Annotated in this window: 24 protein-coding genes and 1 pseudogene; 9 read left to right on the top strand and 16 right to left on the bottom strand. The window is 58.3% G+C overall.

Annotated elements, in window-relative coordinates:
• Positions 1-60: 60 nt before the first annotated feature.
• Both urtA and FHX15_RS00755 read right to left on the bottom strand, forming a co-directional pair.
• The gene (gene urtA, locus FHX15_RS00760; protein ID WP_184392807.1) at positions 61-1,353 is read right to left on the bottom strand and encodes an urea ABC transporter substrate-binding protein; all 1,293 of its coding nucleotides are present in this window, start codon (positions 1,351-1,353) and stop codon (positions 61-63) included.
• Positions 1,354-1,533: 180 nt separating this feature from the next.
• Positions 1,534-3,438, bottom strand: coding sequence for a phosphatase PAP2 family protein (locus FHX15_RS00755; RefSeq protein ID WP_184392805.1), 1,905 nt, complete (start codon positions 3,436-3,438; stop codon positions 1,534-1,536).
• Positions 3,439-3,616: 178 nt separating this feature from the next.
• On the opposite strand from FHX15_RS00755, the gene FHX15_RS00750 reads away from it, so the two are divergent.
• Entirely contained in the window at positions 3,617-7,000 is a 3,384-nt protein-coding gene (locus FHX15_RS00750; protein WP_184392803.1) for an ATP-binding protein, read from the top strand.
• Positions 6,993-7,904, top strand: coding sequence for a response regulator transcription factor (locus FHX15_RS00745; RefSeq protein WP_184392801.1), 912 nt, complete (start codon positions 6,993-6,995; stop codon positions 7,902-7,904). Before FHX15_RS00750 ends, FHX15_RS00745 begins: the two co-directional genes overlap by 8 nt.
• A gap of 15 nt (positions 7,905-7,919) precedes the next feature.
• Here the strand turns inward: FHX15_RS00745 and FHX15_RS00740 are convergent, their stop codons facing one another.
• The 7 genes from FHX15_RS00740 to FHX15_RS00710 all read right to left on the bottom strand — a co-directional run bounded on the left by FHX15_RS00740 (position 7,920) and on the right by FHX15_RS00710 (position 14,564).
• Positions 7,920-8,888, bottom strand: a complete 969-nt coding sequence (locus FHX15_RS00740; protein WP_184392799.1) for a D-glycerate dehydrogenase — start codon at positions 8,886-8,888, stop codon at positions 7,920-7,922.
• 154 nt (positions 8,889-9,042) lie between these two features.
• The gene (locus tag FHX15_RS00735; protein WP_184392797.1) at positions 9,043-10,167 is read right to left on the bottom strand and encodes a branched-chain amino acid ABC transporter substrate-binding protein; all 1,125 of its coding nucleotides are present in this window, start codon (positions 10,165-10,167) and stop codon (positions 9,043-9,045) included.
• A 120-nt stretch (positions 10,168-10,287) separates the two neighbouring features.
• The gene (locus FHX15_RS00730; RefSeq protein ID WP_184392795.1) at positions 10,288-10,641 is read right to left on the bottom strand and encodes a DUF6867 family protein; all 354 of its coding nucleotides are present in this window, start codon (positions 10,639-10,641) and stop codon (positions 10,288-10,290) included.
• 25 nt (positions 10,642-10,666) lie between these two features.
• Positions 10,667-11,395, bottom strand: coding sequence for an ABC transporter ATP-binding protein (locus FHX15_RS00725; protein ID WP_184392794.1), 729 nt, complete (start codon positions 11,393-11,395; stop codon positions 10,667-10,669).
• Positions 11,395-12,261, bottom strand: a complete 867-nt coding sequence (locus FHX15_RS00720; protein WP_184392792.1) for an ABC transporter ATP-binding protein — start codon at positions 12,259-12,261, stop codon at positions 11,395-11,397. Before FHX15_RS00720 ends, FHX15_RS00725 begins: the two co-directional genes overlap by 1 nt.
• Positions 12,261-13,658, bottom strand: a complete 1,398-nt coding sequence (livM, locus tag FHX15_RS00715; RefSeq protein WP_184392790.1) for a high-affinity branched-chain amino acid ABC transporter permease LivM — start codon at positions 13,656-13,658, stop codon at positions 12,261-12,263. The genes FHX15_RS00720 and livM overlap by 1 nt, the downstream gene beginning before the upstream one ends.
• Positions 13,659-13,661: 3 nt before the next feature.
• A complete protein-coding gene (locus FHX15_RS00710; protein WP_184392788.1) occupies positions 13,662-14,564 on the bottom strand; it encodes a branched-chain amino acid ABC transporter permease in 903 nt (300 codons plus the stop codon).
• Positions 14,565-15,066: 502 nt separating this feature from the next.
• Here FHX15_RS00710 and cysQ point away from each other — a divergent pair.
• Together cysQ and FHX15_RS00700 are read left to right on the top strand one after the other, a co-directional pair.
• Entirely contained in the window at positions 15,067-15,864 is a 798-nt protein-coding gene (gene cysQ / locus FHX15_RS00705; protein ID WP_184393968.1) for a 3'(2'),5'-bisphosphate nucleotidase CysQ, read from the top strand.
• Between the two features lie 662 nt (positions 15,865-16,526).
• Positions 16,527-17,243: a sugar transferase gene (locus FHX15_RS00700; RefSeq protein ID WP_409526994.1), complete on the top strand. Its 717-nt coding sequence runs from the start codon at positions 16,527-16,529 to the stop codon at positions 17,241-17,243.
• Positions 17,244-17,267: 24 nt separating this feature from the next.
• Here the strand turns inward: FHX15_RS00700 and FHX15_RS00695 are convergent, their stop codons facing one another.
• Positions 17,268-18,014 carry a LuxR C-terminal-related transcriptional regulator gene (locus tag FHX15_RS00695; RefSeq protein ID WP_184392784.1) on the bottom strand — a complete coding sequence of 249 codons (747 nt, stop codon included), beginning with the start codon at positions 18,012-18,014 and terminating at the stop codon, positions 17,268-17,270.
• Positions 18,015-18,412: 398 nt separating this feature from the next.
• On the opposite strand from FHX15_RS00695, the gene FHX15_RS00690 reads away from it, so the two are divergent.
• Positions 18,413-18,688, top strand: coding sequence for a DUF1153 domain-containing protein (locus FHX15_RS00690; protein ID WP_007533628.1), 276 nt, complete (start codon positions 18,413-18,415; stop codon positions 18,686-18,688).
• A gap of 21 nt (positions 18,689-18,709) precedes the next feature.
• Here the strand turns inward: FHX15_RS00690 and FHX15_RS30835 are convergent.
• Positions 18,710-18,903 (bottom strand): annotated as a pseudogene (locus tag FHX15_RS30835) (paraquat-inducible protein A); the annotation flags it as partial.
• 199 nt (positions 18,904-19,102) lie between these two features.
• On the opposite strand from FHX15_RS30835, the gene FHX15_RS00680 reads away from it, so the two are divergent.
• On the top strand, positions 19,103-19,381 hold the full coding sequence (locus FHX15_RS00680; RefSeq protein ID WP_184392782.1) for a GNAT family N-acetyltransferase: 279 nt from the start codon (positions 19,103-19,105) through the stop codon (positions 19,379-19,381).
• A gap of 110 nt (positions 19,382-19,491) precedes the next feature.
• Here FHX15_RS00680 and FHX15_RS00675 read toward each other — a convergent pair whose 3' ends face one another.
• Positions 19,492-19,842 (bottom strand): flagellar export protein FliJ, encoded by a 351-nt coding sequence (locus FHX15_RS00675; RefSeq protein ID WP_132653380.1) that lies wholly within the window; start codon positions 19,840-19,842, stop codon positions 19,492-19,494.
• A 435-nt stretch (positions 19,843-20,277) separates the two neighbouring features.
• On the opposite strand from FHX15_RS00675, the gene ctrA reads away from it, so the two are divergent.
• A complete protein-coding gene (ctrA, locus tag FHX15_RS00670) occupies positions 20,278-20,979 on the top strand; it encodes a response regulator transcription factor CtrA (protein WP_112562832.1) in 702 nt (233 codons plus the stop codon).
• Positions 20,980-21,103: 124 nt separating this feature from the next.
• On the opposite strand, the gene FHX15_RS00665 is transcribed toward ctrA, so the two are convergent.
• Both FHX15_RS00665 and chpT read right to left on the bottom strand, forming a co-directional pair.
• Entirely contained in the window at positions 21,104-21,466 is a 363-nt protein-coding gene (locus FHX15_RS00665) for a response regulator (RefSeq protein WP_184392780.1), read from the bottom strand.
• Between the two features lie 113 nt (positions 21,467-21,579).
• Entirely contained in the window at positions 21,580-22,227 is a 648-nt protein-coding gene (gene chpT / locus FHX15_RS00660; RefSeq protein WP_246778841.1) for a histidine phosphotransferase ChpT, read from the bottom strand.
• 180 nt (positions 22,228-22,407) lie between these two features.
• Between chpT and FHX15_RS00655 the strand changes: the two genes are divergently transcribed.
• Both FHX15_RS00655 and FHX15_RS00650 read left to right on the top strand, forming a co-directional pair.
• On the top strand, positions 22,408-22,998 hold the full coding sequence (locus tag FHX15_RS00655; RefSeq protein ID WP_184392776.1) for a DUF1134 domain-containing protein: 591 nt from the start codon (positions 22,408-22,410) through the stop codon (positions 22,996-22,998).
• Positions 22,999-23,127: 129 nt separating this feature from the next.
• Positions 23,128-24,288 (top strand): hypothetical protein, encoded by a 1,161-nt coding sequence (locus tag FHX15_RS00650; protein ID WP_184392774.1) that lies wholly within the window; start codon positions 23,128-23,130, stop codon positions 24,286-24,288.
• A gap of 5 nt (positions 24,289-24,293) precedes the next feature.
• On the opposite strand, the gene FHX15_RS00645 is transcribed toward FHX15_RS00650, so the two are convergent.
• Both FHX15_RS00645 and FHX15_RS00640 read right to left on the bottom strand, forming a co-directional pair.
• The gene (locus FHX15_RS00645) at positions 24,294-25,118 is read right to left on the bottom strand and encodes an RNA methyltransferase (RefSeq protein WP_184392772.1); all 825 of its coding nucleotides are present in this window, start codon (positions 25,116-25,118) and stop codon (positions 24,294-24,296) included.
• A 7-nt stretch (positions 25,119-25,125) separates the two neighbouring features.
• A complete protein-coding gene (locus FHX15_RS00640; RefSeq protein WP_184392770.1) occupies positions 25,126-25,518 on the bottom strand; it encodes a hypothetical protein in 393 nt (130 codons plus the stop codon).
• Positions 25,519-25,552 lie beyond the last annotated feature (34 nt).

The following is a 25,552-nucleotide window of genomic DNA, read 5'->3' as shown; positions in this document are numbered from 1 at the left end:
GCTTCCGCCCGGACTTGAAATCCGGACGGAAGTCTTGTGGCTCATGTCGGACCGGCTAACTCAGGAACCCTTGCCGCCGCACTTGCCTGTGGCAACGTTGAAGTTGCCGCAGTTCATCGGCTTGCGCCAATCGGAGATCAGATCCTTGGAGTCCGGCAGGAAGTCGGACCATTCGTCACCGACGACCTCGGGGGTCTGCTGGACGATTTCGAACTGGCCATTGGCCTGGATTTCACCGATCAGCACCGGCTTAGTAATGTGGTGGTTCGGCATGACGGTCGCGGTGCCGCCGGAGAGGTTCGGAACGGAGACACCGATGATATGGTCGAGAACCGCATCCGTATCGGTCGTGCCGGCAGCCTGAACGGCCTTAACCCAGGCATTGAAGCCGATATAGGCAGCTTCCATCGGGTCGTTGGTTACGCGCTTGTCGTTCTTGGTGAAGGCGTGCCATTCTTTGATGAACTTCTTGTTGATCGGCGTATCGACCGATTCGAAGTAGTTCCAGGCGGCCAGGTGGCCAACCAGCGGCTTGGTGTCGAGACCGGCAAGTTCTTCTTCGCCGACCGAAAAGGCCACGACGGGGATGTCGGTTGCCTTGATGCCCTGGTTGCCGAGTTCTTTGTAGAAGGGAACGTTGGCGTCACCGTTGATCGTAGAGACGACGGCGGTCTTTTTGCCGGCCGAACCGAATTCCTTGATCTTGGAGACTTCCGTCTGCCAGTCGGAGAACCCGAACGGCGTGTAATTGATCAGGATGTCTTCCTTCGGAATGCCCTTGGATTCGAGATAGGCTTCCAGGATCTTGTTGGTCGTGCGCGGATAGACATAGTCGGTACCTTCGAGCACGAAGCGCTTCACGCCTTCATTCTTCATCAGGTAATCGACGGCCGGGATCGCCTGCTGGTTCGGGGCAGCACCCGTGTAGAAGATGTTGCGCGAGGATTCTTCACCCTCGTACTGAACCGGGTAGAAGAGCAGCGAATTCAGCTCTTCGAAAACCGGCAGCACCGACTTGCGCGAAGAGGAGGTCCAGCAACCGAAAACAGCCGCAACCTTGTCCTTTTCGATCAGTTCGCGTGCCTTTTCGGCAAACAGCGGCCAGTCGGAAGCCGGGTCGACGACGACAGCTTCGAGCTTCTTGCCGAGGAGACCGCCCTTCTTGTTCTGCTCGTCGATGAGCATCAGCATGGCGTCTTTCAGCGTGGTTTCGGAAATCGCCATCGTGCCGGAAAGCGAGTGCAGCACGCCAACCTTGATCGTGTCGTCGGCAGCAAGCGCACCGTGGAAGGCGGCCGATGCTGCCATCACGGCGCCGAGCGCAGCGCCCGTAATAGTTGATTTGAGATTCATCTGGTTGAACTCCCCTCTTTTTGTTCCGCAACAGGCCGGAAACGGAAATGACTGTTGCTGAGGGGACTATCGGGTGCTGCAGCGCGAAAACACATACGCAAAATGACGTAGGCGCATGGGGCGAACGGACGGGCCCGGCAGGGACATGCTCAGGAAGAGGATGTCCCTGCCCGTTTGATATTATCCCTCGATCGTCAAAGTAACCGATGTCGGACCATAGGACAGGCTCGCCCTATGGCCGGAGATGGTGAACTTTTCGAAGATACCGGTGACAGCCTTGGCCTTCAGGATTTCGATCTTCGTACCGGGCGCCGGGACAAAGCCATCGACAAGCGTGACGTCGAGATCGCCGGCAAGCGCCGCCGTGCCTTCGACGACAAGCACGCCGGCGCCGTCTGTGCCAAGCGTTGGCTTTACCGTTGCACTGGTGAGTTGCTGATAATCGCCGCCCACGGCCAACGGCTTGTCGGCCGCCAGAACGAGAAAACCGCCATTAAGCGTCAGCCCCCCGATGCCGAAGGCCGATGGCGATCCTGCCACCAAGACGCCGTCTTCCAGCACCGTGCCGCCGGCATAAGTGTTGTCGCCTGCGAGCCGGAGGACACCGCTGCCGCGCTTGACGAGCCTGCCCTTGCCGCCGATGTCGTTGCGCCAGGTGTCGATCGCATTGAAGCCGCCCTTCGCCGCATCCATCGTCACGGTCACATCCTGTTCGAAGGCGCCGTAACCGTCAGCGGCGGCAAACAGGTTGAGGCGGCCGTAGCCTTCGGCGTCGTCGATGAGTGGATAGCCCGAGGCGATCTCCGTCGTGCCGAGCACGTTGCGACGCTGTTCGACGTCGAGATAGGGCAGACGCGTTTCAAGAAGCACCTCGGCGCCCTGGGGCACGCGGGCCGGCTCACCGGTCGGATGGATCGTGGGCAGGCCGTAGCTCAGGCGCTGCAGCACGTAGCTGCGATTGGCGTCATGATTGGCGAAACGGTCTGCTGCGAGCGGCGCTGCATGGGCTGCAACTTCGAGCGCAGCCGCATCCGCAACGCCCGATTTGGCAATCAGCCATGATTGCGCCTGAGCGTAAGCATCACTCTTCAAAGCGGCATTGTCGGCCTTGTTCAGGTTATAGACGACCGTGGCGGTGCCGAGCATGCGGCCACCCATGACGTCGAGCGGAGAATGCATACCCGCCAGAATACGGCTTTCGCCCAGTTCGCTGGCGCGCGTGATCATCTCCTGAAAGCGCTGCGGCACGAGATAGGCCATGGCGAGCGCGTCCCGCCAGGCTTCCGCCGTATGCCCGCTCGGAAAGCCGCCGTCCTCGACTGGCTTGCCGCTCTTGGCGGGCTCGAGCGCCGGCACCACTGACACCTCCTGGCTCCAGCGGTAGGGACGGCCATATTTGAAATAACGCTTGGCGGGCTCTGTCGAGCCGTCACCGCTTGCGGCATTGATGAAGTCGATGGCAAGACCCATGTCCGCATTGGCGTCGGTCTTGTTCTCCGTGTCCGGTCTGCTGCCGGCGCCGCGATTGTTGCCCTTGTCGTCATATTTGACGGTCGTCGCATCGGCTGCGACTTCGGTGATCGTGGTGGTCTGCTTGGAGCCGGCCTTCCAGGCATCCGTCAACGGGCCAAGGCCATCCACGATGCTGGCATTCTTGCCGCGGCGATCGTCGAGATAGGCGGCGACCGCCTGTTCGGCCGTCCGCGCCTTGGTCGCTTTGACGACATAGGCGATATTGGCGTCATGGACGAGTTTGTTGACGATCTGGCCATCGGTCTTGCTGAAGGGAATGCCGTCCCAATCCGTCTTGACGACCGCGGGACAATTGTCCTTGGCCGGAGCCTCAACACCAGCGTCGACGAAGGGCGTGCGCGGCGTCCAGACTTCGAGGAAGCCGGAGAGGAGATGAACGGCAGCATTGGTGTCTGCCGTCGAGAAGCAGGCATCACCACGCTTATTGGTGTTTCCGGCCTCTACGTAGGGCGCTTTCGTCACCGTCGTCTGCTCAGCGGCAGCAAGCGACGGCACGGTCGAAAGAAGACAGACGAGAGCGGTGCTCAGGCGGCAAAGGCTGAAAACAGACATGGGCAATACCGAATGGTTGAACGAATGGCAGGAGAGTTAGAGCCCTTATGTGACGGAACGGTTTCAAAAATATTGCCGTTATGTGAATCCGCCGGAACGCGGCCTCTTGCCTTTCCTGCTCGTCCCGCCAAAAGTGCCAAGGAGACGATGATCCCAACCAGGATGCCAGAAAGAAGGCATGACAGCGCGCCAACGCATCATTCCGGTGAGACGCGAATATAATCGCTGGGTCGCCAACCAGACGCTGGAAGATTACGCGCTGCGCTTTACCGCAAAGAGCGCCCGGCGTTTCTCGTCACAGCGCATCTCGCAGACAGCGATCGGCGCGATCTCTTTCCTGGCGCTGGAGGCGATCGGCGGCGCCATTACGCTCTCTTACGGCACGACCAATGCCTTCTTCGCCATTATCGTCGCCTCCATCGCCATGCTGGCGATCGGCCTGCCGATCAGCCGCTATGCGATCCGTCATGGCGTCGACATCGACCTGCTGACGCGCGGCGCGAGCTTCGGCTATATCGGCTCGACCATCACCTCGCTGATCTATGCGAGCTTCACCTTCATGCTCTTTGCGATCGAGGCCTCGATCATGTCGGGCGCGCTGGAACTCACGCTCGGCATTCCCTTATGGATCGGCTACATCATCAGCGCCGTCATGGTGATCCCGCTCGTCACCCACGGAGTGCGCCTGATCAGCAAATTCCAGCTGATGACCCAGCCGTTCTGGATCGTCCTGAACATCCTGCCCTTCATCTTCATCGCCTTTATGGACTGGGGCCAATTCGATGTCTGGCGCGCCTTTGCCGGCATTCGCCATGCGTCCGGTCCGCCCGGCACCGTCGCTGATTTCAACCTCGTCGAATTCGGCGCGGCTTCCGCCGTCATCCTGGCGCTTATGTCGCAGATCGGCGAACAGGCTGACTTCCTGCGCTTCCTGCCGCCGGACCCGCAGCGCAAATGGCGCCACCGCCTCGCCGTCTTCCTCGCCGGTCCGGGCTGGGTCATCATCGGCGCGCCGAAGCTACTCGCCGGCTCCTTCCTCGTGGTGCTGACCTTCACATCAGGCGTGCCGGTCGACCGCGCCGCCGATCCCGCGCAAATGTACCTGACCGCCTTCGGCTATATGATCCCCTGGCATAATGCCGCCCTGCTGCTGATGGCCGCCTTCGTGGTGGTCTCTCAGTTGAAGATCAACGTGATGAATGCCTATGCCGGCTCACTCGCCTGGTCGAACTTCTTCTCGCGCCTGACGCACAGTCATCCCGGCCGCGTCATCTGGCTGGTCTTCAACGTGGCGATCGCGCTGCTCCTGATGGAACTCGGCATCTACCGGCTGCTCGAGGAAACGCTCGGCATATTCTCGATCATTGCCATGGCTTGGCTCTGCACCATCTCGGCCGACCTCTTCATCAACAAGCCCCTCGGCCTTGCACCTCCCGGCATCGAATTCAAGCGCGCCCATCTCTATGACATCAATCCGGTCGGCCTCGGCGCCATGACGCTATCTGCCGGCATTGCGCTCGTCGCCCATTTCGGCATTTTCGGCTCGCTCGCCGCCTCACTTGCCCCTTACATCACGCTGGTGATTGCGTTGATCACCTCGCCTGCTCTCGCCTTGATAACGAAGGGCAAGTATTACCTCGCCCGCAAGCCGCGTCACGCCTGGAAGAACCTGACCACCATCACCTGCTCCGTCTGCGAGCATCCGTTCGAACCTGAAGACATGGCATGGTGCCCGGCCTATGCCGCGCCGATCTGCTCCCTTTGCTGCTCGCTCGACAGCCGCTGCCACGACATGTGCAAGCCAAGGGCCCGCTTCAACGCGCAGGTCGGCGCCGTCGCAAAGACGCTGCTGCCAGAAACAATTGTCCAGAAACTGACAACCCGCCTCGGCCGCTACGGCATTGCCGTTGTGCTCGCGTTGACTGCCGTGGGCGCAATCCTCGCCATGATCGCCCATCAGATGGCCTCGGCTTCGCCAGAAACGGCCGAAGTCGTCAACCGCACCATCCTGATCGTCTTCTTCGTCTTTTCGGTCATCGCAGGCATCGCCTGCTGGTTCTATGTGCTCGCCCATGACAGCCGCGTGGTAGCAGAAGAGGAATCTTCGCGGCAGAACACGCTGCTCCTCAAGGAAATCGCTGCCCATAAGAAAACTGATGCCGCGCTTCAAACCGCCAAGGAGACGGCGGAAGCCGCCAACCGCGCCAAAAGTCGCTATGTCGTTGGCCTCAGCCACGAACTGCGCACGCCACTGAATGCTGTTCTCGGCTACGCGCAGATCCTCGAGCGCGACGATACGATCCCCCCGCCGCGCCAGTCCTCCATCAAGGTCATCCGCCGCAGTGCCGAGCATCTCTCGGGTCTCATTGACGGCCTTCTGGATATTTCGAAGATCGAAGCCGGCCGCCTGCAGGTCTATTCAAACGAGATCAACATTCAGGACTTCCTCGACCAGATCGTCGACATGTTCCGGCCGCAAGCGCAGGCGAAGGGGCTGACCTTCATCCACGAACGGTCACAAGCTCTGCCGCAGTTCGTACGCACCGACGAAAAGCGGCTGCGCCAGATCCTCGTCAACCTGCTTTCCAATGCCATCAAGTTCACCGACGAAGGCAGCGTCAGCTTCGACGTAGGCTACCGCAGCCAGGTCGCAACCTTCACGGTTTCCGACACTGGTCGCGGCATCGCCGAGAAGGATCTGACGCGCATCTACGAGCCCTTCCAGCGTGGCGAGGCCGAAAGCGTGCGGCCCATGCCCGGTCTAGGACTTGGCCTGACCATCACGCGGTTGCTCACCAATACGCTCGGCGGCGAAATCTCTGTCGCGAGCGAAAAGGACAAGGGCTCCACCTTCCGCGTGCGCCTCATGCTGTCGGCGGTCGTGCGCCCTGCTGCCCCACCGCAGGAGAAAAAGATCGTCAGCTATGACGGTCCGCGCCGCACCATCGTCGTCGTCGACGACAACGAGGATCATCGTGAGATGATGCGTGAAATCCTGGTCCCGCTCGATTTCATCGTGCTGACGGCAGCGAGCGGTCCTGACTGTCTGACTCTGGTCGAAGGCATCGAGCCGGATCTCTTCCTTGTCGATATTTCCATGCCCGGCATGAACGGCTGGCAGCTCGTCTCCCGGCTGCGCGAAACAGGACGCGCATCACCGATCTTGATGCTGTCAGCCAATATCGGTGATGCCGCCGCCCATGACGGCAGCGACGACAGCCACAATGACGCAATCGGCAAGCCGGTCGATATCAAACAGTTACGCGACAAGCTTGCCCTGCATCTCGGCTTAAAATGGCTCTATGCCGATGATCAGACGCCGGCACCGGCAACCGCCGCCATGCCGCTGAAAAATCCCGGAGCCGCGCATGTGGAGGAACTGCTGCGTCTCGGCGAGATCGGTTACGTCAGAGGTATAGAAGCCAAGCTGAACGACCTTGCCAAGGTGGAGGCAAATCAGCCATTCACGGAAGAACTCCGCTCCTATGTCGCCGCCTTCGATCTCGCCGGCTTCATGGATTTCCTGCGCAAATTTGAAGAAAAGGGTGAAACCGTTGGCTGAGCTTCCCCGCGATATCGTTCTGCTGGTCGACGATTCGCCTGAGGCACTCGGCTTCCTGACCGACGCGTTGGAACAGTCGGGCTATTCCGTGCTGATCGCCACGTCGGGCTCGGCCGCGCTCAACATTGTCGAGCGCATCACACCCGATCTGATCCTGCTTGATGCAGTAATGCCCTCAATGGACGGTTTTGAGACCTGCCGCCGGCTGAAGGCCAATGCCGCTGTCGCCCAGGTGCCCGTCATCTTCATGACCGGGCTCACCGAAACCGAGCACGTCGTGCACGCGCTCGAGTCCGGCGGTGTCGATTACCTGTCAAAGCCGATCAATATCGATGAGTTGCGCGCCCGCATCCGCGTCCACCTGAGCAACGCCCGGTCGGCGCAGAGCGCACGTGTGGCGCTCGATGCCGCAGGCCGCCACCTGCTGGCCGTAAAAGGCAACGGTGCAATCCACTGGTCGACGCCGCAGGCAACGCGCCTCGTCAACGCTGCCATTGGGAGCGACGACGGCATGGAAGTCGTCTCCCGCACCATCGGCAACTGGATGAAGGAACGCGCCGCAGCCGCCCGCGACGGCCTCATTTCCATCGCCCATGCCGGACAGGGTGCCCTGCAGCTCGCCTTCCTCGGCGCGATCGGCCCCGAGGAATATCTGTTCCGTCTGACGGCTGCCAACAAGCGCAATGACGACGAAGTGCTGCGTCAGCATTTTGCGCTGACGCAGCGCGAATCTGAGGTGCTGATGTGGATTGCCAAGGGCAAGGCTAACCGCGATATCGGCGAAATCCTCGGCCTCTCCGCGCGCACGGTGAACAAACACCTCGAACAGATCTATGTGAAGCTTGGCGTCGAGAACAGGGCATCTGCCGCGGTGAAGGCGGCGCATGTGCTGCATGAGATGTGAGCCTATCAAAACGCCTCAGGCCACCCGATCCGGCACCTCCCGTCCTTCGAAAAAGGCCGTCACATTCTCTACGACCTTCATCCCCATCGCCGTGCGCGTTTCCTCGGTCGCGCTGCCAAGATGCGGCAGCAGAACGACATTTTCCATCCGCACCAGCGCTTCGGGGACCTGCGGCTCCCGCTCGTAGACATCGAACCCCACGCCACTGATCGTTCCGTTTGCAAGCGCTGCAATCAGCGCCGCCTCGTCGACCACATCTCCGCGCGCTGTATTGATGAGGAAGGCACCTGGCTTCATCGCGGCAAACCGCGCCGCATTCATCAAATACCGATTTTCTGCCCCGCCGGGACAATGTAACGAGACGAAGTCGGAAACCGCCAGTACATCTTCCACCGTCGAAAGCTGGCGCGCGCCATAACGTGCGGCCTCTGCCGGATCGACTTGAGAGCGGTTGTAGAACACGATATCCATGCCGAAACCGAAATGGCAGCGTTGCGCAAAGGCCCTGCCAATCCGCCCGAAACCGATGACGCCAACCGTCTTTCCAGTCACCTTCGTGCCGATCATGTGCGTCGGGCACCAGCCCTTCCATTCGCCGGCACGCACCTGCCGCTCGCCTTCTCCGCCGCGACGTGCGACGGACAGTAAGAGCAGCATGGCGATATCGGCGGTGCAATCGGTGAGCACGCCCGGCGTATTCGTCACCGTAATGTCTTTCGCCTTCGCACTGGCGATGTCGATATGATTGAAGCCGACTCCGAAATTGCCAAGCATCTTCGTGCGGATATCTCCCGCAAAGACGGCCGCCGGCAGCTTGTCGGAAACGGTCGGCAACACCGCATCATAGTCCGACAGAGCCTGGCGCAGCTCGTTTTCGCCGAGCGGTATATCATCCCTGTTGAGCGTCACTTCGAAGCGCTCGGCGAGCACGGCTTCCACGGCGGCAGGCCAACGCCGGGTGACAAGAATGCGGGGTCTGGGCATCAATCTGGTTCCTCCATCCTTTGTCTCTGGCTTAGGGCAATCAAGCCGCCAATGGAATGGCCTTCGAAACTTCGGACAATCTCAAAACATGTCGGCAGAACGAAAGAGGCCCGGTCGATGACCGGGCCTCCACGAAGAAATTAAGGCTAGAACCTTACTTTGCATCCTGCGGGACGTAGGTGTACTTGCCGTCCGCGCCCTTCTTCCATTCGTACATGATATAGCCGGGGATCTTCGGATCGCCCTTTTCGTCGTACGAGATGTCGCCGAGAACCGTCGGGAACGGACCCTTTTGCTTCATGGCCGTGGCAACGGCTTCCGCGTCTGTCGAACCGGCGGCCTTGGCGGCACCGGCGATCACCTGCATCGCAGCGTAGGAATAGAGCGTGTAGGCTTCCGGGTTGAAACCGGCAGCCTTGAACTTCGCAACGAGGTCCTTGTTGGCCGGATTCAGCGTCGGATCGGGACCGAAGGTGTTCAGCGTACCGGCGACGGCGTCGCCAGCGATCGAGGCCAGTTCGTTGGAAACGATACCATCACCCGAAACGAGCGTTGCCTTCAGGCCCTGGTCGGCAGCCTGGCGGATGATAAGACCAGCTTCGGTGTGCAGACCGCCCCAGTAGATGATCGACACGCCGGCTTCCTTCATCTTGGCGATGAGGGCCGAGAAGTCCTTGTCGCCGACGTTGATGCCTTCGTACATGACTTCGGTGAGGCCAGCGGCGTTCATAGCCTTCTTGGTTTCGTCGGCAAGGCCCTGACCGTATGGGGTCTTGTCGTGAACGACGGCGATCTTGGCATCCTTGAAGTGATCGGCAAGATATTTGCCGGCGATAGCGCCCTGCTGGTCGTCACGACCGCAGGTGCGGAACGTGTTCCACAGGCCACGCTCGGTGAAGACCGGGTTGGTAGCAGCCGGAGTGATCTCGAGAATGCCGTTTTCAGCGTAAACTTCAGAAGCCGGGATCGAAACGCCCGAGTTGAAGTGGCCGATAACAAACTTCACGCCGTCGGCGACGAACTTGTTGGCAACGGAGATGCCCTGCTTCGGGTCGGAAACGTCGTCACCGAGCTCGATCTTGATCTTCTCGCCGTTGATGCCGCCAGCAGCGTTGATGTCGGCGGCTGCCTGCTCGGCACCCTTCTGAAGCTGGGCGCCGAATGCAGCGTTTGGACCCGTCAGCGGGCCGCCAACGCCGATCAGGATGTCAGCTCGTGCGACGCCGCCGAACGCGACGATCGCCGTCAGTGCCACCGCTGACAAGAGAGACTTCTTCATATTGTTACTCCCAATTTTTGGGCGGGTTTCGTTTGAAGACCCGGCGCACTACCCACCATTGACCACGCCGGGAAAGCTGTTCCACTCTGAAGGCAATTCATGCCTAGTTTCAACGGGCTGTCAATGTTTCTCCTTCCACGAAAACGCGGAAGTTTTTTCGTACAGCCAGTAATAGTTGTTGACCATTTGATTGGTGCGGCGATAGCGGAACCCGGCGGTCGAGAAGATCAGCAGAGTTACGAAATCGATGACGTAGAAGAAGGCGCTGAGCATGGGTCCGGCAAACAGCGCATGATGCAGAAATTGCATCGCCCAGGCGAGCAGGAAGGTATAGACGACGACTAGAGGATACTTATTCCAGCCGTCCGCAACAGCCCTGCCGGCACGCCACGCGGTCCAGAAACCGATGAGCACCACGAACGCACGGATGACGATCTTTACGCCGTTATCGCTTTCGAAGAAAAGGCCTTGCATAGTCAAATTCCCCCTTCTAGCGCGATCAATGCCGCCCGCCTTCGAGATAGGCGGCGCGGACTTCGGGATTGGCAAGCAGTTCCTTGCCGCTGCCGCTCATCGTTACCTTGCCGTTCACGAGCACATAGGCGCGGTGCGACAGTTTGAGCGCTGCGAATGCGTTCTGCTCCACGAGGAAGACGGTGAGCCCCTCCTTCTCGTTCAGCAGTTTGATGGCTTCGAAAATGCCCTTGACGATCAGCGGTGCAAGGCCGAGCGAGGGCTCGTCGAGCAGCAGGAGCTTGGGACGTGCCATCAATGCACGGCCAATTGACAGCATCTGTTGCTCACCGCCTGAAAGGGTGCCGCCGCGCTGCGATTGGCGCTCCTTGAGCCGCGGGAACATCACGAAGATCTTCTCCACGTCGTCATCGAAATATTTAAGGTTGTCCAGGCCGGCGCCCATCTGGAGATTTTCCAGAACGGTCATGCGTGGAAAAATGCGGCGACCTTCCGGCGACTGTGCAATGCGCAGCCGCGCAATTTCATGCGTCGGCAGCTTGGTAATGTCTTGGCCGTCGAAGATGATCGAGCCGGTGCGAGCCTGCGGGCTGCCGCAGATCGTCATCATCAGCGTCGACTTGCCTGCGCCGTTGGCGCCGATGAGGCTGACGATCTCGCCCTTTTTCACTTCGACATCGATGCCGGCGAGTGCGCGGATGTTGCCGTAATAGGTTTCGACGCCTTGAACCTTGAGAAGTTGTTCTCCAGCCATCAGATTGCGCCCCCTTCTACGGTCGCAATGACCTCTTCAACTTCTTCATCCTCGACACCAAGATATGCCGCAATGACCTTCGGGTCGTTCCTGACATAATCTGGCGTGCCGTCCGAAATCTTTTGACCATATTCCAGAACGATGACGTGGTCGGAGATTTCCATGACGACAGACATATCGTGCTCGATGAGCAGGATCGACGTGCCGGTCTCAGTGCGAATGCCTTGCAGCAGCGCATTGAGCGCTGCCGATTCACGCGGATTGAGACCAGCCGCGGGCTCGTCGAGGCAGAGCAACTCCGGCCCAGTGCACATGGCACGCGCAATTTCCAGACGGCGCTGGGCACCGTACGGCAGATCGCCGGCAGGGTCGTCGGCTCGGTCGATCAGATCAGCCTTCTCCAGCCAGTGGCGCGCAAGCTCGATGGCAGCCGCCGCTTCCCGCTTATAGGGACCGATACCAAGCAGACCGAGCACGGTGAAACCCGAGGCTCTCATCAGTTTGTTGTGCTGTGCAACGAGCAGGTTTTCCAGGACGGTGAGGCCCGAAAACAAGCGGATATTCTGGAAAGTACGAGCGACCTTTGCTTCCTTGGTGATGCGGAAGTCCGGCAGACGCTCGAGCAGGTATTGCCTGCCGCTCTTTTGCGTCAGCGTGATCATGCCCATCGTCGGCTTGTAGAAGCCGGTGATGCAGTTGAAAACGGTCGTCTTGCCTGCGCCGTTCGGACCGATCAGCGCGGTAATTTCGCCGCGCTTGGCCTCGAACGAGAAGTCATTGATGGCCATCAGGCCGCCGAACTTCATCGACAGGTGCTCGACCTTGAGCAAAGTCTCATTCGACATCGTGTTCTCGACAGGGCTCATCAACCGTGGCCCTCCTTGGTAAAGCTTCCAGATACCGCCTTGCGCTCCTTGAGGAAGGCAGTCGGTTCACGCGAGCCGACGAAACCGCGCGGCTTGAACAGCATGACGACAACCATGGCGAGGCCGAAGAGCAGCATACGGTAGAGTTCAGGTGTGAACTCCGGTCCGAAGACGACCTTAAGGAAGTCCATTTCGCGCAGTACTTCCGTGCCGCCGACCATGACGACGGCAGCGATCGCGATACCCGTCAGCGAGCCCATGCCGCCGAGAACGACGATGGCGAGGATGACTGCCGATTCGAGGAACACGAAGGATTCCGGCGAAACGAAGCCCTGGCGGGCAGCGAAGAAGGAGCCAGCGAAGCCGCCGAACATTGCACCGGTGGCGAAAGCCGTCAGCTTCGTCGTTACCGTGTTGATGCCAAGCGAACGGCAGGCGATTTCGTCCTCGCGAAGCGCTTCCCATGCACGGCCGATCGGCATGCGGCGCAGTCGGATCGTCACATAGGCCGTCAGCATGCAGAGCGCCAGGATGACGTAGAACAGGAAGATCTTGTAATAGGCCGATGATGACGGCAGACCGAAGGCTTTGGCGAAATTGTTCGCCTTGCCGACATCGAATGTCCAGATCCCGAAGACCGAAGCCTTGGCGATGCCGGAGATACCGAAGGTGCCCTTGGTCACCTCAGTCCAGTTGACGATGACGAGACGGATGATCTCACCGAAGGCAAGGGTCACGATTGCCAGATAGTCGCCGCGCAGGCGCAGCACCGGAAAGCCGAGGATGACGCCCCAGAGAGCTGCAAAGATGCCGGCGAGCGGCAGCAGCAGCCAGAAGGACAAGCCGAAATGGGCCGACAACAGCGCGTAGGAATAGGCGCCGACCGCATAGAAGGCGACATAGCCGAGGTCGAGCAGGCCGGCGAGACCGACGACGATATTCAGGCCCCATGCGAGCATGACGTAAATCAGGATCTGGATGCCGAAATTGTCCACCCATTTCAACGCACCCTGCGGGCCAAGGAAATAGGCCGTCGCAAGCGGATAAATCAAAAGGAATGCGAGTGCGATCTTTAGGAAATGCGTCCGGAAGAAGCCCTTTTCCGTCGAGATATCAAGCTCGCCATGACGGGCCTTCGAGAGCTTGCGCTGATCAAGATGCGGCCTGATGAAAACGACCATGATGAATCGGCCGACGGCTGCGATCAGCACGAAGATTGCCAACAGGCCCCAGCGTTGGACGATGATCAGTTCGTTGTTGATGTTCTGCTGCGTGCCGAGACCGACATAGAGGACGAACAGGCCAAGCGCGATGAGGCCGGTGAAGAAGGCTTCTTTAAGCCCCTTCTGGACAAGCGCGGCCTCGAGCTTGCCAGAGGACGTGTCAATGTTTGTCATGACTTATACCTTCTCGACTTCCGGCCGCCCGAGAATACCCGTCGGCTTGAAGATCAGCACGAAAGCGAGGATGGCGAAGGTAGCGACATCCTTATACGCGATGGTGAAATAGGCTGACCAAAGAGATTCGATGAGACCGATCATGAGCCCGCCAAGAACGGCGCCGGGCAGCGAACCGATGCCCCCGAGCACGGCCGCGGTAAAAGCCTTGACGCCCGGAATGAAGCCGTCCGTGAAGGATGCAACACCATAGTACATCAGATACATCGTGCCGGCGACGGCAGCGAGCGCCGCACCCATGATGAAAGTGATGGAGATCGTCTGATCGACGTTGACACCGAGCAGAGCCGCCATCTTTCGATCCTGCTCCGTCGCGCGCTGGGCGCGGCCCAGCGCCGTCCTGTTGACGATAAACCAGAAAGCGGCGAGCAGGACGACGGTTACAATGATGATAATGATCTGCTTCAGCGAGATCGACAGGCCGCCGACATTATAAACCGTGCCGACGAGCGGCGGGATCGGCTTGTTGCGCGGACCCTGCGTCACCTGGATGAAGTTGGACAGCACGATCGACATGCCGATCGCCGTGATCAGCGGCGCCAGGCGGAATGAACCGCGCAGCGGGCGATAAGCGACACGCTCGATCGTCCAATTCCACAAACTCGTCATCAGCATCGCGATCACAAGCATCGCCAGCAGCAGCACGGCTACCGGAAGACCTGCGAAGATCGATGTGAGGACGAGAAAGACGATAAGAGCAGCGAAACCACCAAGCATGAAAATGTCGCCATGAGCGAAGTTAATCATGCCGATAATGCCGTAAACCATCGTATAGCCAATAGCCACAAGACCATAGATGGATCCGAGAGTCAGCCCGTTGAAGAGCTGCTGGACGAAATACTCCATATGTCATTTCCCCTGGATGCGAACCAAATTTAAGTTGCATCTCTTATTGATTTTATCGCTCATGCTTTCACATGAGCCACTGGCTCGCATTGCATAGCGGTTTCGCTGGAAATGTGAAGACAAAAAGGGTTCAACGCGCCAGAATCTTGGGCAAACAGCGGTAAATGGCGCAATTCAAACCAAATTCCACACAAAAACGGCATCGGCTGACAAATTTTTAGCCAGAGTGGAATTCGGCAATTAATCCTTTGGCCGGAATGGAACCGGCAATCTTCGCGTTGCGCAAACTGTTCCACAAGTAGGAAAGTTGACGAAATTACAAACTCGAAGATGCTGTCAATTGCAAATGCCATTTCGCGGCCAAATACTCACGGCGCACTTTCTGGGCATGCGCAAGACTGATAGTATTATTCAAAACGCGGCAAGGGATGCGGCAACGCTGAGCGGACACTATATATGGAGTGGCGATCGCATGGCGAACTCGCAGACGAGCGACAGGAATATGCTGAGGACATTTGAACAGGCAGCACTCGAAGCCGGCAGGGCCATCATAGAGGTCTTCTGCAACGGCTGCCAGGTAGAAATGAAGGCTGATGCGAGTCCGGTCACGATTGCCGACCAGGAGGCTGAGCGCATAATACTTGCCCACCTGGAGCGCGACTTCCCCGAGATTCCTGTCATCGCCGAGGAATCGGTAGCCGCCGGCAAGGTTCCTGACGTCGCCGGAAAGCCCTTCTTCCTTGTGGATCCGCTCGACGGCACCCGCGAATTCCTCGACAAGCGCCAGGAGTTCACCGTCAACATCGCTTATGTGGAAAACGGCATCCCTATTGCCGGCATCGTCTATGCTCCGGCGCTCGGTATCGCTTTTTCAGGCGAACGCGGAAGTGCAGAGAAACTGGCAATCGACGAGAATTTTGCAGTCGTCGAGAGAAAACAGATCAGAGTCCGCAAGCAACCGGCCGAGAGCCTGGCGCTCGCGAGCTTTCGTCACGACAGTCCAGAGACTGGCCTCTTTCTGACGCGCCATGCCATCTCCAAATGCAGCAATATCGGCTCATCGCTAAAATTCTGCCTGCTGGCCGAAGGCAAGGCCGATGTCTACCCCCGCTTCACCCGCACCATGGAATGGGATACGGCGGCCGGTGACGCAGTCTTGCGCGCTGCTGGCGGATCGACCGTTACGATGGACGGCCAGCCACTTATCTACGGTAAAACCGGCGCGGCCGCCGATTTCGATTTCGCAAACCCCAACTTCGTCTCCTGGGGCGGCACCGCGCCTGTGCTTGAGCAGGCATAGCACGAAAGTCCGCCGCCCTGCCGCAGCGACATTCCCGCCAGGCAGTCTTACCTTCGAATTTCGATATGCGCTCATTGGACCGATGGCCTTTATCGTGCGCCATCGTTTGATTCGGACCCGGACTTCCTCCTCCGACTACACGCTTTCGATGACACAATGTCGCCACAATTATCGCTGGCCACGCCATGTGACTTCAGTAACATCGCCGCAATAGAGTTCCATAATTATGACAGTCGGACCATGGCTCCGATAGGCTGTCTCCAGCTACCGGCTCCCATTCCCATTACGGCACAAAGAGGCTGAATTCGATCGCGACCGGAGCAGGCGCACCCTGATTTCGTCGGAGATGGAGCGTTTCGGCACGGTGCAGGCGCCAACCGTCACAGCACGGTCGTCTCTGTACCAAATCCGCAAACCCCTAAAATTCCTAATAAAAACTCCGGTTGAAAAATAAAACTCCTGATTTTGCATAAACTTAACGCAACTGCGAAGTTTGCTGCAATGCGAAATTTTTCTGGACTCGGTTAAATAAATGTCGCAAATTTAGGATGTAGTAGGGTTAAACGTCGCCTAACATTGTGGCGCCTTATTGTGGCGCTAACCAAGCCATTGAACGACACCGCCGAAAGCTTCAAAATACAAAGGGTAGATCCTTGAGCGTCATGGACCTTAACAAAAGTATTTCTGAAGAGAGCTTTCGCGTTACGCCTGTTCGTCAGGCAAACGCGAGGTTTTCGATTGCCGCACTAGACAGCATCGTTCCGCCACCTGCCTCCATGCAGTTGGCGCTGAAGCGGGCCTTCGATATTTTTGCATCGATCAGCGCACTCGTCGTGCTTGCTCCGCTTCTTCTGGTCGTCGCCGCCCTGATCAAGATGGACAGTCCCGGTCCAGTGCTTTTCAAGCAAACCCGCTGGGGCAAGAACTGCCGCACCATCAAGGTCTACAAGTTCCGCTCCATGCGGACGGATATGCAAGACGTCACCGGCGTCGCACAGACGGTCAAGAACGACCCACGCGTTACCCGCGTCGGTGCTTTTCTGCGCCGTTCGAACATCGATGAGCTGCCGCAGCTTCTCAATGTGCTGAAGGGTGACATGTCGGTCGTTGGCCCGCGTTGCCATGCAATCGGCATGCGTGCCGGCGGCATGCTCTATGAAGAGCTGGTTCCAGAGTATCATCATCGCCACGCCATGCGTCCGGGCATCACCGGGCTTGCGCAGATGCGCGGCTTGCGCGGTCCGACGGATCGTCCGGCAAAGGCGCGCGCCCGTATCGCAAGCGATCTCCACTATGTTGAGAATTTCTCGCTGCTGATGGATATCCGCATCATCTTCGGAACTCTGATTTCCGAACTGAACGGCGGTAAAGGCTTCTGATTGAAAAAGAGAGCGTATCGGCTGTCACAGCAGCCGATACCTGAATGCTCGGGCAACCGCCTGCATGCGGTTGACCGAATCCAGTTTGCGCATCGCGCTCTTCAGATATCCGACCACAGTATGCGAAGAGAGATCGAGAATGATTGCGATCTCGTCGCTGCTTTTGCCCGCGGCCGACCAGCGCAGGCATTCGATCTCTCGCCGGGTAAGGCTTTCCGATGGCCGGTCTTCCGGCTTCTCGTCGCTCGGCAGCGTGTCCAGAAGCTCCATGCAGCCGTAAAGCAGCGCCATCGCTTCCTCGTGGGAGGGAGTGGCACGCGCGCCCGAGAAGGCGAAGATGTACTGTTTTAGATCAGCGTCGTGCAACGCGAATGCGAAGGTATGCTTCAGCCCGTGCATCTGAAACATCGTATTTAGGCGGCGGTTTTCCTGATTTGCTGCATTGCCGCCGAAAGGTCCTTCGTCGCAGAAGACAGGCAGGATGGTGCGCTTCATGACAGCGACCAGCTTGCTGCAATGGAAGAGGTCCGCCTCCTCGTAAAAGTCGAAGAGGCTCTGCGGCCAGTTGCTCATCAACTTGTTTTCGAGAAAGGCTGTTCGGTCGCCGCGGGGAAACATCGAAAACAGGTAGAATTCGAACCCGGCAGCCTTCGCCAGTTCGTCCAGGCGGTTTGCGCCGTCGATCGCGGAAATGCCCACGGAACGGGCCCTGAGCGCAGAAAATACGGCATCATCGGCACAGTCGCGGACCGCGCGCTCACGTCTCTTCATTCTCTTGTTCCTTCGCAGGCATCGCTTCGGCTCGGCCTCGCAACCGGCTGCGGATGGAACGCGCCGGACGATCAAGAAAAACGGTATTGCCCCGTATCTCTGGGGATACGAAGCATTGAATGCCAATCTTCATTGATACTGCGAGGAGAACGGAGACGAAGTCTTTGCGCTCATATTATGTTGCAGCGCTTATAAATCTGCCGAGGGAAAATATGCAGCATTTATTCCGCATGGCTCCCATGCAGCAGCCTCAAATTGAAGTAACGGCAGGAACCTGCAAATCAGCCTTTTAGATGCGCGTCTAAATTTATTATCAAAGTCTTACGATGCGCTTAGGCAATTTTTAAATGTGGCAAGTTAGAGTGGCGCCCGTGGTCTTGCGTTGTGTAGAGAGTCCAATGACCGAAATGATACGTCCCCGAGTAAAATATGTCATCGGCCCCGATGGCAGCCCCCTGACGATTGCGGATCTTCCGCCGCCCAATACACGGCGCTGGGTTATCCGCCGGAAGGCAGAGGTTGTCGCGGCCGTTCGCGGTGGCCTCTTGAGCTTGGAAGAAGCCTGTGAGCGTTACACGCTCACTGTCGAAGAATTCCTGTCCTGGCAGTCCTCCATCAACAGCCATGGCCTGGCAGGTCTGCGTACGACACGCATCCAGCAGTATCGCCACTAATTACGCTCCATTCGATTTTTATTATTTCGGGCCGGGCACATTCCCTCGAGGGGAATGAAGAAGGCCCGAAATTATTGCGGAGGTCGCATAACACCGCCGGGTCGCGCTGCGTTAATGCATTCGCAAGCCCCCGTTGTCTTCACCGCCGAAATCACGATCGCAACGAGCACCACGTCCATCATAGACCACTTGGATAGATGCAGCATGACGCTGCGATCGTAACGATCGCGACGGGTGTTGCAAGCATCACGAGAAGGCCGAGCCTCAGAAGAAAGGATCCAACCACACCGGACCGGTTCGCCAAAAGCCTGTTCAACTCGGCGCCTCCCTTTGAACACACTGTTCCTGCGGCCGCGGCTTGGCATGCCGATATCATCATGTCACGTTCCCGATCACATAAATCAGGAGACAGTGATGGATATCAGGAATGAGGAAAGCACCTCCGGCGGCCGCTACGTTGCGACTATGGAAGGTCATGACGCGGAAATGACCTATTCTCGCACATCGCCAAAGCTCATCATCATCGATCATACCGGAGTGCCGGACGCTTTGCGCGGCAAGGGCGTTGGCCAGGCGCTCGCCCTCCATGCGGTCAAAACAGCCCGGCAGGGCGGCTGGAAGATCATCCCACTCTGCCCCTTCTTCAAATCACAAGCGCAGCGCCATCCCGAATGGAACGACGTCGTGAACTGAAGACGCCATCGATAGAAACACCAAAAGCCATGCATGACGGACACTGCGCCCGTTATGCATGGCTTCTGTGGTTATCCCCAAGACGCCGGGACCGGCGCCTGCAATCGTCGTCAGGCCCGGGCGCGAACTGCGCCGTCGCGCTCTTCGAGCGCCGTCGCCCTGGCATATTCCGCCTGCATTTCCTCTAGCACCAGTTCCAGTGCCTCCTCCTGAACCTTAAGTTCCTTGATCGAAACCTGAAGGTTGTCGGCACGCTGACGCGCGGCTTTTGCAAAGGTCGGATATGCGAAGTGATTCGGGTCGGAAATACCGGACTTCTTTTCCTCGACGACGATCTGGCTCTCCAGATCCTTCGTCATCCGTTCAAATTCGGACATCATCATCTGCAATTGCTGCAGCTGACGGCGTTTTTCGTTCACCTGAAACTCTTTCAGACGAACGAGGCTCTCTCGCGACTTCATACGCATTACTCCCGTGATGCGAGACCCCGGCTCAACTTGAAACCGCCCTTGCGCGCCGCTTTGACACGGTTTGCCGAAAAATTTCCTGCGATATTAACAAAAACCTACCGCTGGTAACCTTTCGTTTACGGGCATCGTTAATGATAGGCCCGATGATTTAAGGCTCGGTAAACACCAGGACAGGAAGCCGAACCTTTTCATTAGCGAGTCGGATGAATCACTTAGCGCAGATTCTTAATGTCAAAGTTGAGAATTGTGTTTCGAGATTTCCATTGGAAAACAGAGAAATGGAAAAATTATTTAATAAATTCGATATTCCTTGCCAGAGTGAATTAGAATTTGTTAACCATTTCGTGGCAGCTTCCAAATCACGTAGCTTATTCGGTATCGCGTAGGGGGCCATGCCACCTTTCGGCGGCGGTAAAGGGGATAATTATGCGGGTACTACTCATCGAGGATGACAGCGCTACAGCGCAAAGCATCGAACTGATGCTCAAATCTGAGAGTTTCAACGTTTATACGACAGATCTCGGCGAAGAAGGCGTGGATCTGGGTAAGTTGTATGATTACGACATCATCCTTCTCGATCTGAACCTTCCCGACATGTCCGGATATGAGGTGCTGCGCACTCTCCGCCTGTCGAAGGTCAAAACTCCGATCCTCATTCTCTCGGGCATGGCGGGCATCGAAGATAAGGTTCGCGGGCTTGGCTTCGGCGCCGACGATTACATGACCAAGCCGTTCCACAAGGACGAACTCGTCGCCCGCATCCACGCCATCGTCCGCCGTTCCAAGGGTCATGCCCAGTCGGTCATCGTCACGGGCGAGCTTATCGTCAACCTAGACGCCAAGACCGTCGAAGTCGGCGGCCAGCGCGTTCACCTGACGGGCAAGGAATACCAGATGCTGGAGCTTCTTTCGCTCCGCAAGGGCACCACGCTCACCAAGGAAATGTTCCTGAACCACCTCTATGGCGGCATGGACGAGCCGGAACTGAAGATCATCGACGTCTTCATCTGCAAGTTGCGCAAGAAGCTCGCAAATGCTGCCGGCGGCGCCAACTACATCGAGACCGTTTGGGGCCGCGGCTATGTGCTGCGCGAACCCGATGGTGCCGAATACGCCGAAACCGCCTGATCCGCTGCACCCCTTACCGAATGGAAGTCCCGCCTCTCCGGCGGGACTTTTATTTTGTCGGTAATGTACAGAAATGAAAAAGCCGCCCCAAGGACGGCTCGCCTTAACGATTTGCGCGGCCGGCTCAGGCGGCGATTGCACGATTTCCGAAGACGGCGGTGAGGATCTTGCGGTCGAAAGGCTTAAGCAGGAAGTCAGTCGCCCCTGCCCGCTTGCCGGCCATCAGCTTCTTCAGGTCGGCCTCGATGACGCAATAGTAGATCTTGACGTCTTTACCGCCGTCCATAGCACGGATGCTGGCGATAAGATCGAGCGCACCTTCCATACCCGAATCGACGATCAGATATTCAGGAAGCTCGGCCTCGCAGCGCTGCAGCGCCTCTTCGGCATTTGAAGCTTCGCTGACCAGAAAATCGAGTTCGGAGAGGATTCGCTTGCCGACCTTGCGAACGATGTCCGAGCTGTCGGTGATCATGAATCTCTGCATGGCGGCTCCTTATCCCTCGCGCTGTCTCCGTCGAGGGCCTTCCTAACCTTCGAGCATAGGTTGATCAGGCTAAGGAATCGTTACTACACCGCCGCAATCAGCGATCGAATGATTTACGCCGCAGCAACCTTGGCAACAAAGACGATCTCTTCTGCGCCGACTGCGTAATCCAGGACCATGCCGCATTCTTCTGCCAACAGCACCGTGTAATAGGGCTGGATCGAGTGTGCATCGATCGCTTCCTCGACAGTGCCCGTGGCAATTTCGACGAATTTCGGCGGCATGCGCATCAGCTTGCCCTTGGCGACGAGCTTGAAGCTGGCGTCGAATTCCGGATTTTCCAGTGTGATGTCCAGATTACCGCCGCGCGGAATGGAAGAATATGCGACGAGGAAAAGATTAAGGAGCAGTTTAACTCTGTTCTTGGCGACAATCGCGCGCGGGCCGGTCCAGCTCACTTCGGTCTTCTTCTCGGCCGCAGCAAAATCCTTGGCTGCACGCTCTGCTTCGCCGGTATCGATCGAGGCGCCGACGGAACCAGATGCACCGAAGGCAAGGCGTGCGAATTTGAGACGGACCGAAGCATTGAGCGCGCTTGTGCGGATGAGATCCATCGCGTCGGAATCTGCTCCGCCTTCGTCCAGAAGCTCCAGACCGTTGTTGATCGCGCCGACGGGCGAGATCACGTCATGGCACACACGGCTGCACAAAAGTGCTGCCAGGTCCGGACCAGACAGAGTGAGATTCGGGTTCTTGGACATCATCGTCTCCTGAGGGCGGCAGTATCATTCCGCCCGCTAGTGTGCCTGATCAAAATTGCGCGAAGTTTGCGACCGTACTCATCGCCATAATGACACCATATTTGGTAAACCGATTGTTAAGACGATCGGCGCAAAATGCATCAAATGCCATTACCTCGACAGTGACGAACGGATGACATCATGCGCCTCCAATTTCTCGGAAGATATATCGGCTTCTGCAAGTTGCTGACCGCAATCATAGTCTCGTCGATGATGATTACGGGACAGGCCGCAGCGCAGCAGAATAACGGTCAATACACGGTTCAGGAAATCGTCGATGCCGGCCATTCTTTCTTCGGCGAGACCAGCGGCGGCCTTGCTAAGGTCATCGAAAGCGCCTTCCAGAAATACGGCTTGCCAAACGGCTATATCCTCGGCCAGGAGGGCGGCGGCGCCTTCATCGCCGGCCTTACTTACGGCGAAGGCCAGCTCAACACCAAGAATGCTGGTGAGCACCCGCTTTACTGGCAGGGTCCGTCTCTCGGTCTCGACTACGGCGGCCAGGGCTCCCGCGTCATGATGCTGGTTTACGACCTACCCTCCATCGATTCCATCTATGCTCGTTTCGGCGGCGTCAGCGGCTCGGCCTATGTCATTGCAGGTTTTGGCATGACCCTTCTTAAGAACAACAATGTTCTGGTCGTGCCCATTCGCACGGGCGTCGGCGCCCGTCTCGGTATCAATGTCGGCTACCTGAAGGTGACGCCGAACCCGACCTGGAACCCTTTCTGAAACGCCGCGATCAGCAGTAATATCATTGGGAATATGGTCATGATGGCATCGGCAGCCTTGCCGATGCCATTTCTGCATGCTTAATCAGCAGGACCGACCTATATCAACCTTCGAATCGATGGCCGCGCCGTGATCGAATACGCTCTTTTGTTCGGATTGGGCTTCCTGACCGCGGCCTTTCTTGTCTTTCTGGTCTCGCCTGCCGTCCATCGCCGCATCGTCTGGTATACGGAAAATCGTCTCAAGGCGACGATGCCGCTGAGCCCGCAGGAAGTCCGGGCGCAGAAGGATATGGTGCGTGCTCTCTATGCCGCTGAAAATGCCCGCACGGCGCAGGACCTGCAGCGCGAACGCGAAAAGTCGCTCTCTCTTCAGCTTCGTCATGATTCACTTGCCGTCGATGCCGGCAGACTCGCCTCGGAACTTAATGAGGCGCGCGCGCAGATCGGCGAGATGCAGGTGGAAGCCGCCGAACAACGCTCCCGCCTGCGCAAGGACGAGAACTATATCAGTCAGCTGAAGACGAGCCTGCATATTGCCGAGCAGGCGGGCTCCAGCAAGGACAGCGAACTGGAAACGCTGCGTGCGCGGCTTTCTGCGCTGGCGGAACAGGCCAACAGTCTGAAAATCGACCTTGCCGCGCGCGAAACCGAGGCCGAGAACCTTAAATTCCGGGCCAATGCCCTGCGCGACGAACGCGATACGATGCGCCAGGACGTGACCTTGCTGCAGAAGCGCGCCAAGGACGCCGAACAGAAGCTCAGCCAGCAGCAGCACATGGTCATCCGCCTGGAAGACAAGGCCGCCCGTGAGGCGGCCTCCGCCGCCGACAAGGAAGCTCTGCTCGGCCGCCGGCAACAGGAAATCGCCAAGCTGAAGGATCAGCTGAAAGCTGCCAATGCGGAACTGCGCAAGATTACCAAGGTGCTGCGCGATGCCGGCCTATCCAAGGCTCTTGCCGGTCTGCCCGCCGAAGCGACCGGCGAAGCAGAAACCTCGGGACTCGATCTCGCCGCCATCACGGCGCAAATGAGCGACAATGTGCGCCAGCGCAGCACAGCACTCGCCGACCACCTGCAGAAGGCTAGAAACAACGCCAGCCGCGATGGCGCTCTTCGCGAGGAAATCACCTCCATCGCCGCCAATATGGTGGCACTCACTGCGCTCAGGGAGGGCCCGGCTTCTCCGATCCTGTCCCTCCTGCCTGATGGCGAAGACAAGAAGGGACCGAACGACCGCGTAAATCTCGCCGACCGCGCAGCTGCGATCATCGCCGATCCATACCCCTGAACCCTTCAGATCCGCGCCATCGCCGACGATATGGCAAAGAGTGCAATGCCCGTCGCCGTTGCCACGTTGAGACTATCGAGCCCTTCGGACTGCGGGATGCGCGCACTGCGGAAACGGGAAAGGACCGCCTCCGGCAAGCCCTTGCCCTCGGTGCCGACGACAAGGGCCATTCGATCGGAAGCCGGTATCCGGCGGATATCCGTCTCGCCGCGTGGCGAAAGCGTCGAGATTGCAAAGCCGCGCTTTGCAAGACCAGACAGAAGACCAAGCGCGTCGCCGCCGCGATGATAGGGGGTGCTCAGGACTGAACCGACCGAAACACGCAGCGCCTTGCGATAGAGCGGATCACAGCAGGTCTCATCGAGGAGAATTGCATCTGCCTTGAAGGCAGCAGCATTGCGGAACATCGATCCGGCATTGTCGTGGTTGGAAATGCCGCAGCCGACGAGGACCAGAGCCCGCTCGGGCAACGTATCGAGAAGCGCGGCTTCCGTCGCCTGTTCCCGTCGGCCGAGCGCGAGCACGCCGCGATGCATGTTGAAACCGACGATGCCATCAAGAATGTCGGCGTCCGCAATATAGACGGGCACATCTTTCGGAAAACGGCTGAGGATCTCGGTTGTTCCCTCCAGCCGATTGCGGAGCAGCAAGATCTTCTCGGCAGAAAATCCCCTCCCCGCCGCATGCGCTTGCGCCAGCATGCGCAGTACGACAGTGCCTTCAGCAATGAAGCGGTTCTGCCGGCCCGTCAGGTCCCGCTCGCGAATATCGCGAAACTCGGCAATCCGTGGATCGTCAGCACTTTCGACCGTGAAGATCCGTTCGGTCATGCCGGCCTCAATTGCCTGATAGCGTGATCTCGGCCACGACGCGGCTGGTCTTGATGTCTAGAACCAGCGCCTTGCGCTTGCCGTCCACGGCTGTGCCATAGAACAGGATCTGTCCACCCGAAAGCGACGTCTGCTCGATCTTGAATCCGAGCGGCAGCGAGGCTGTCGCCGTCACCGGTGCATCTGACGGCACACCCGACGAGCCTGCTGATACAGCGGCCTGAGAGGGCTCGGCACGCGTCACCTTGTAGACAACGGCGCCGAAGACCGCCATAAGGCTCACGAACATGATGGCGCCCGAGACGATCTGCAGGCGAACCATCTTGCGCCGGACATTTTCCATAGCCGGGTCAAGGGGCTTTTCTTCCTGCTCGTCCTCGGCTGGCTCGAATTTCGTCATCTATGGCGTCCCGTTCTAAAAATACGTCGGAGAA

The sequence above is a fragment of the Rhizobium sp. BK650 genome (assembly GCF_014195325.1).
GTDB lineage: Bacteria > Pseudomonadota > Alphaproteobacteria > Rhizobiales > Rhizobiaceae > Rhizobium.
The sequence above is the reverse complement of the archived record's forward strand: the minus strand, read 5'-3'. Positions and strand labels throughout refer to the sequence as shown.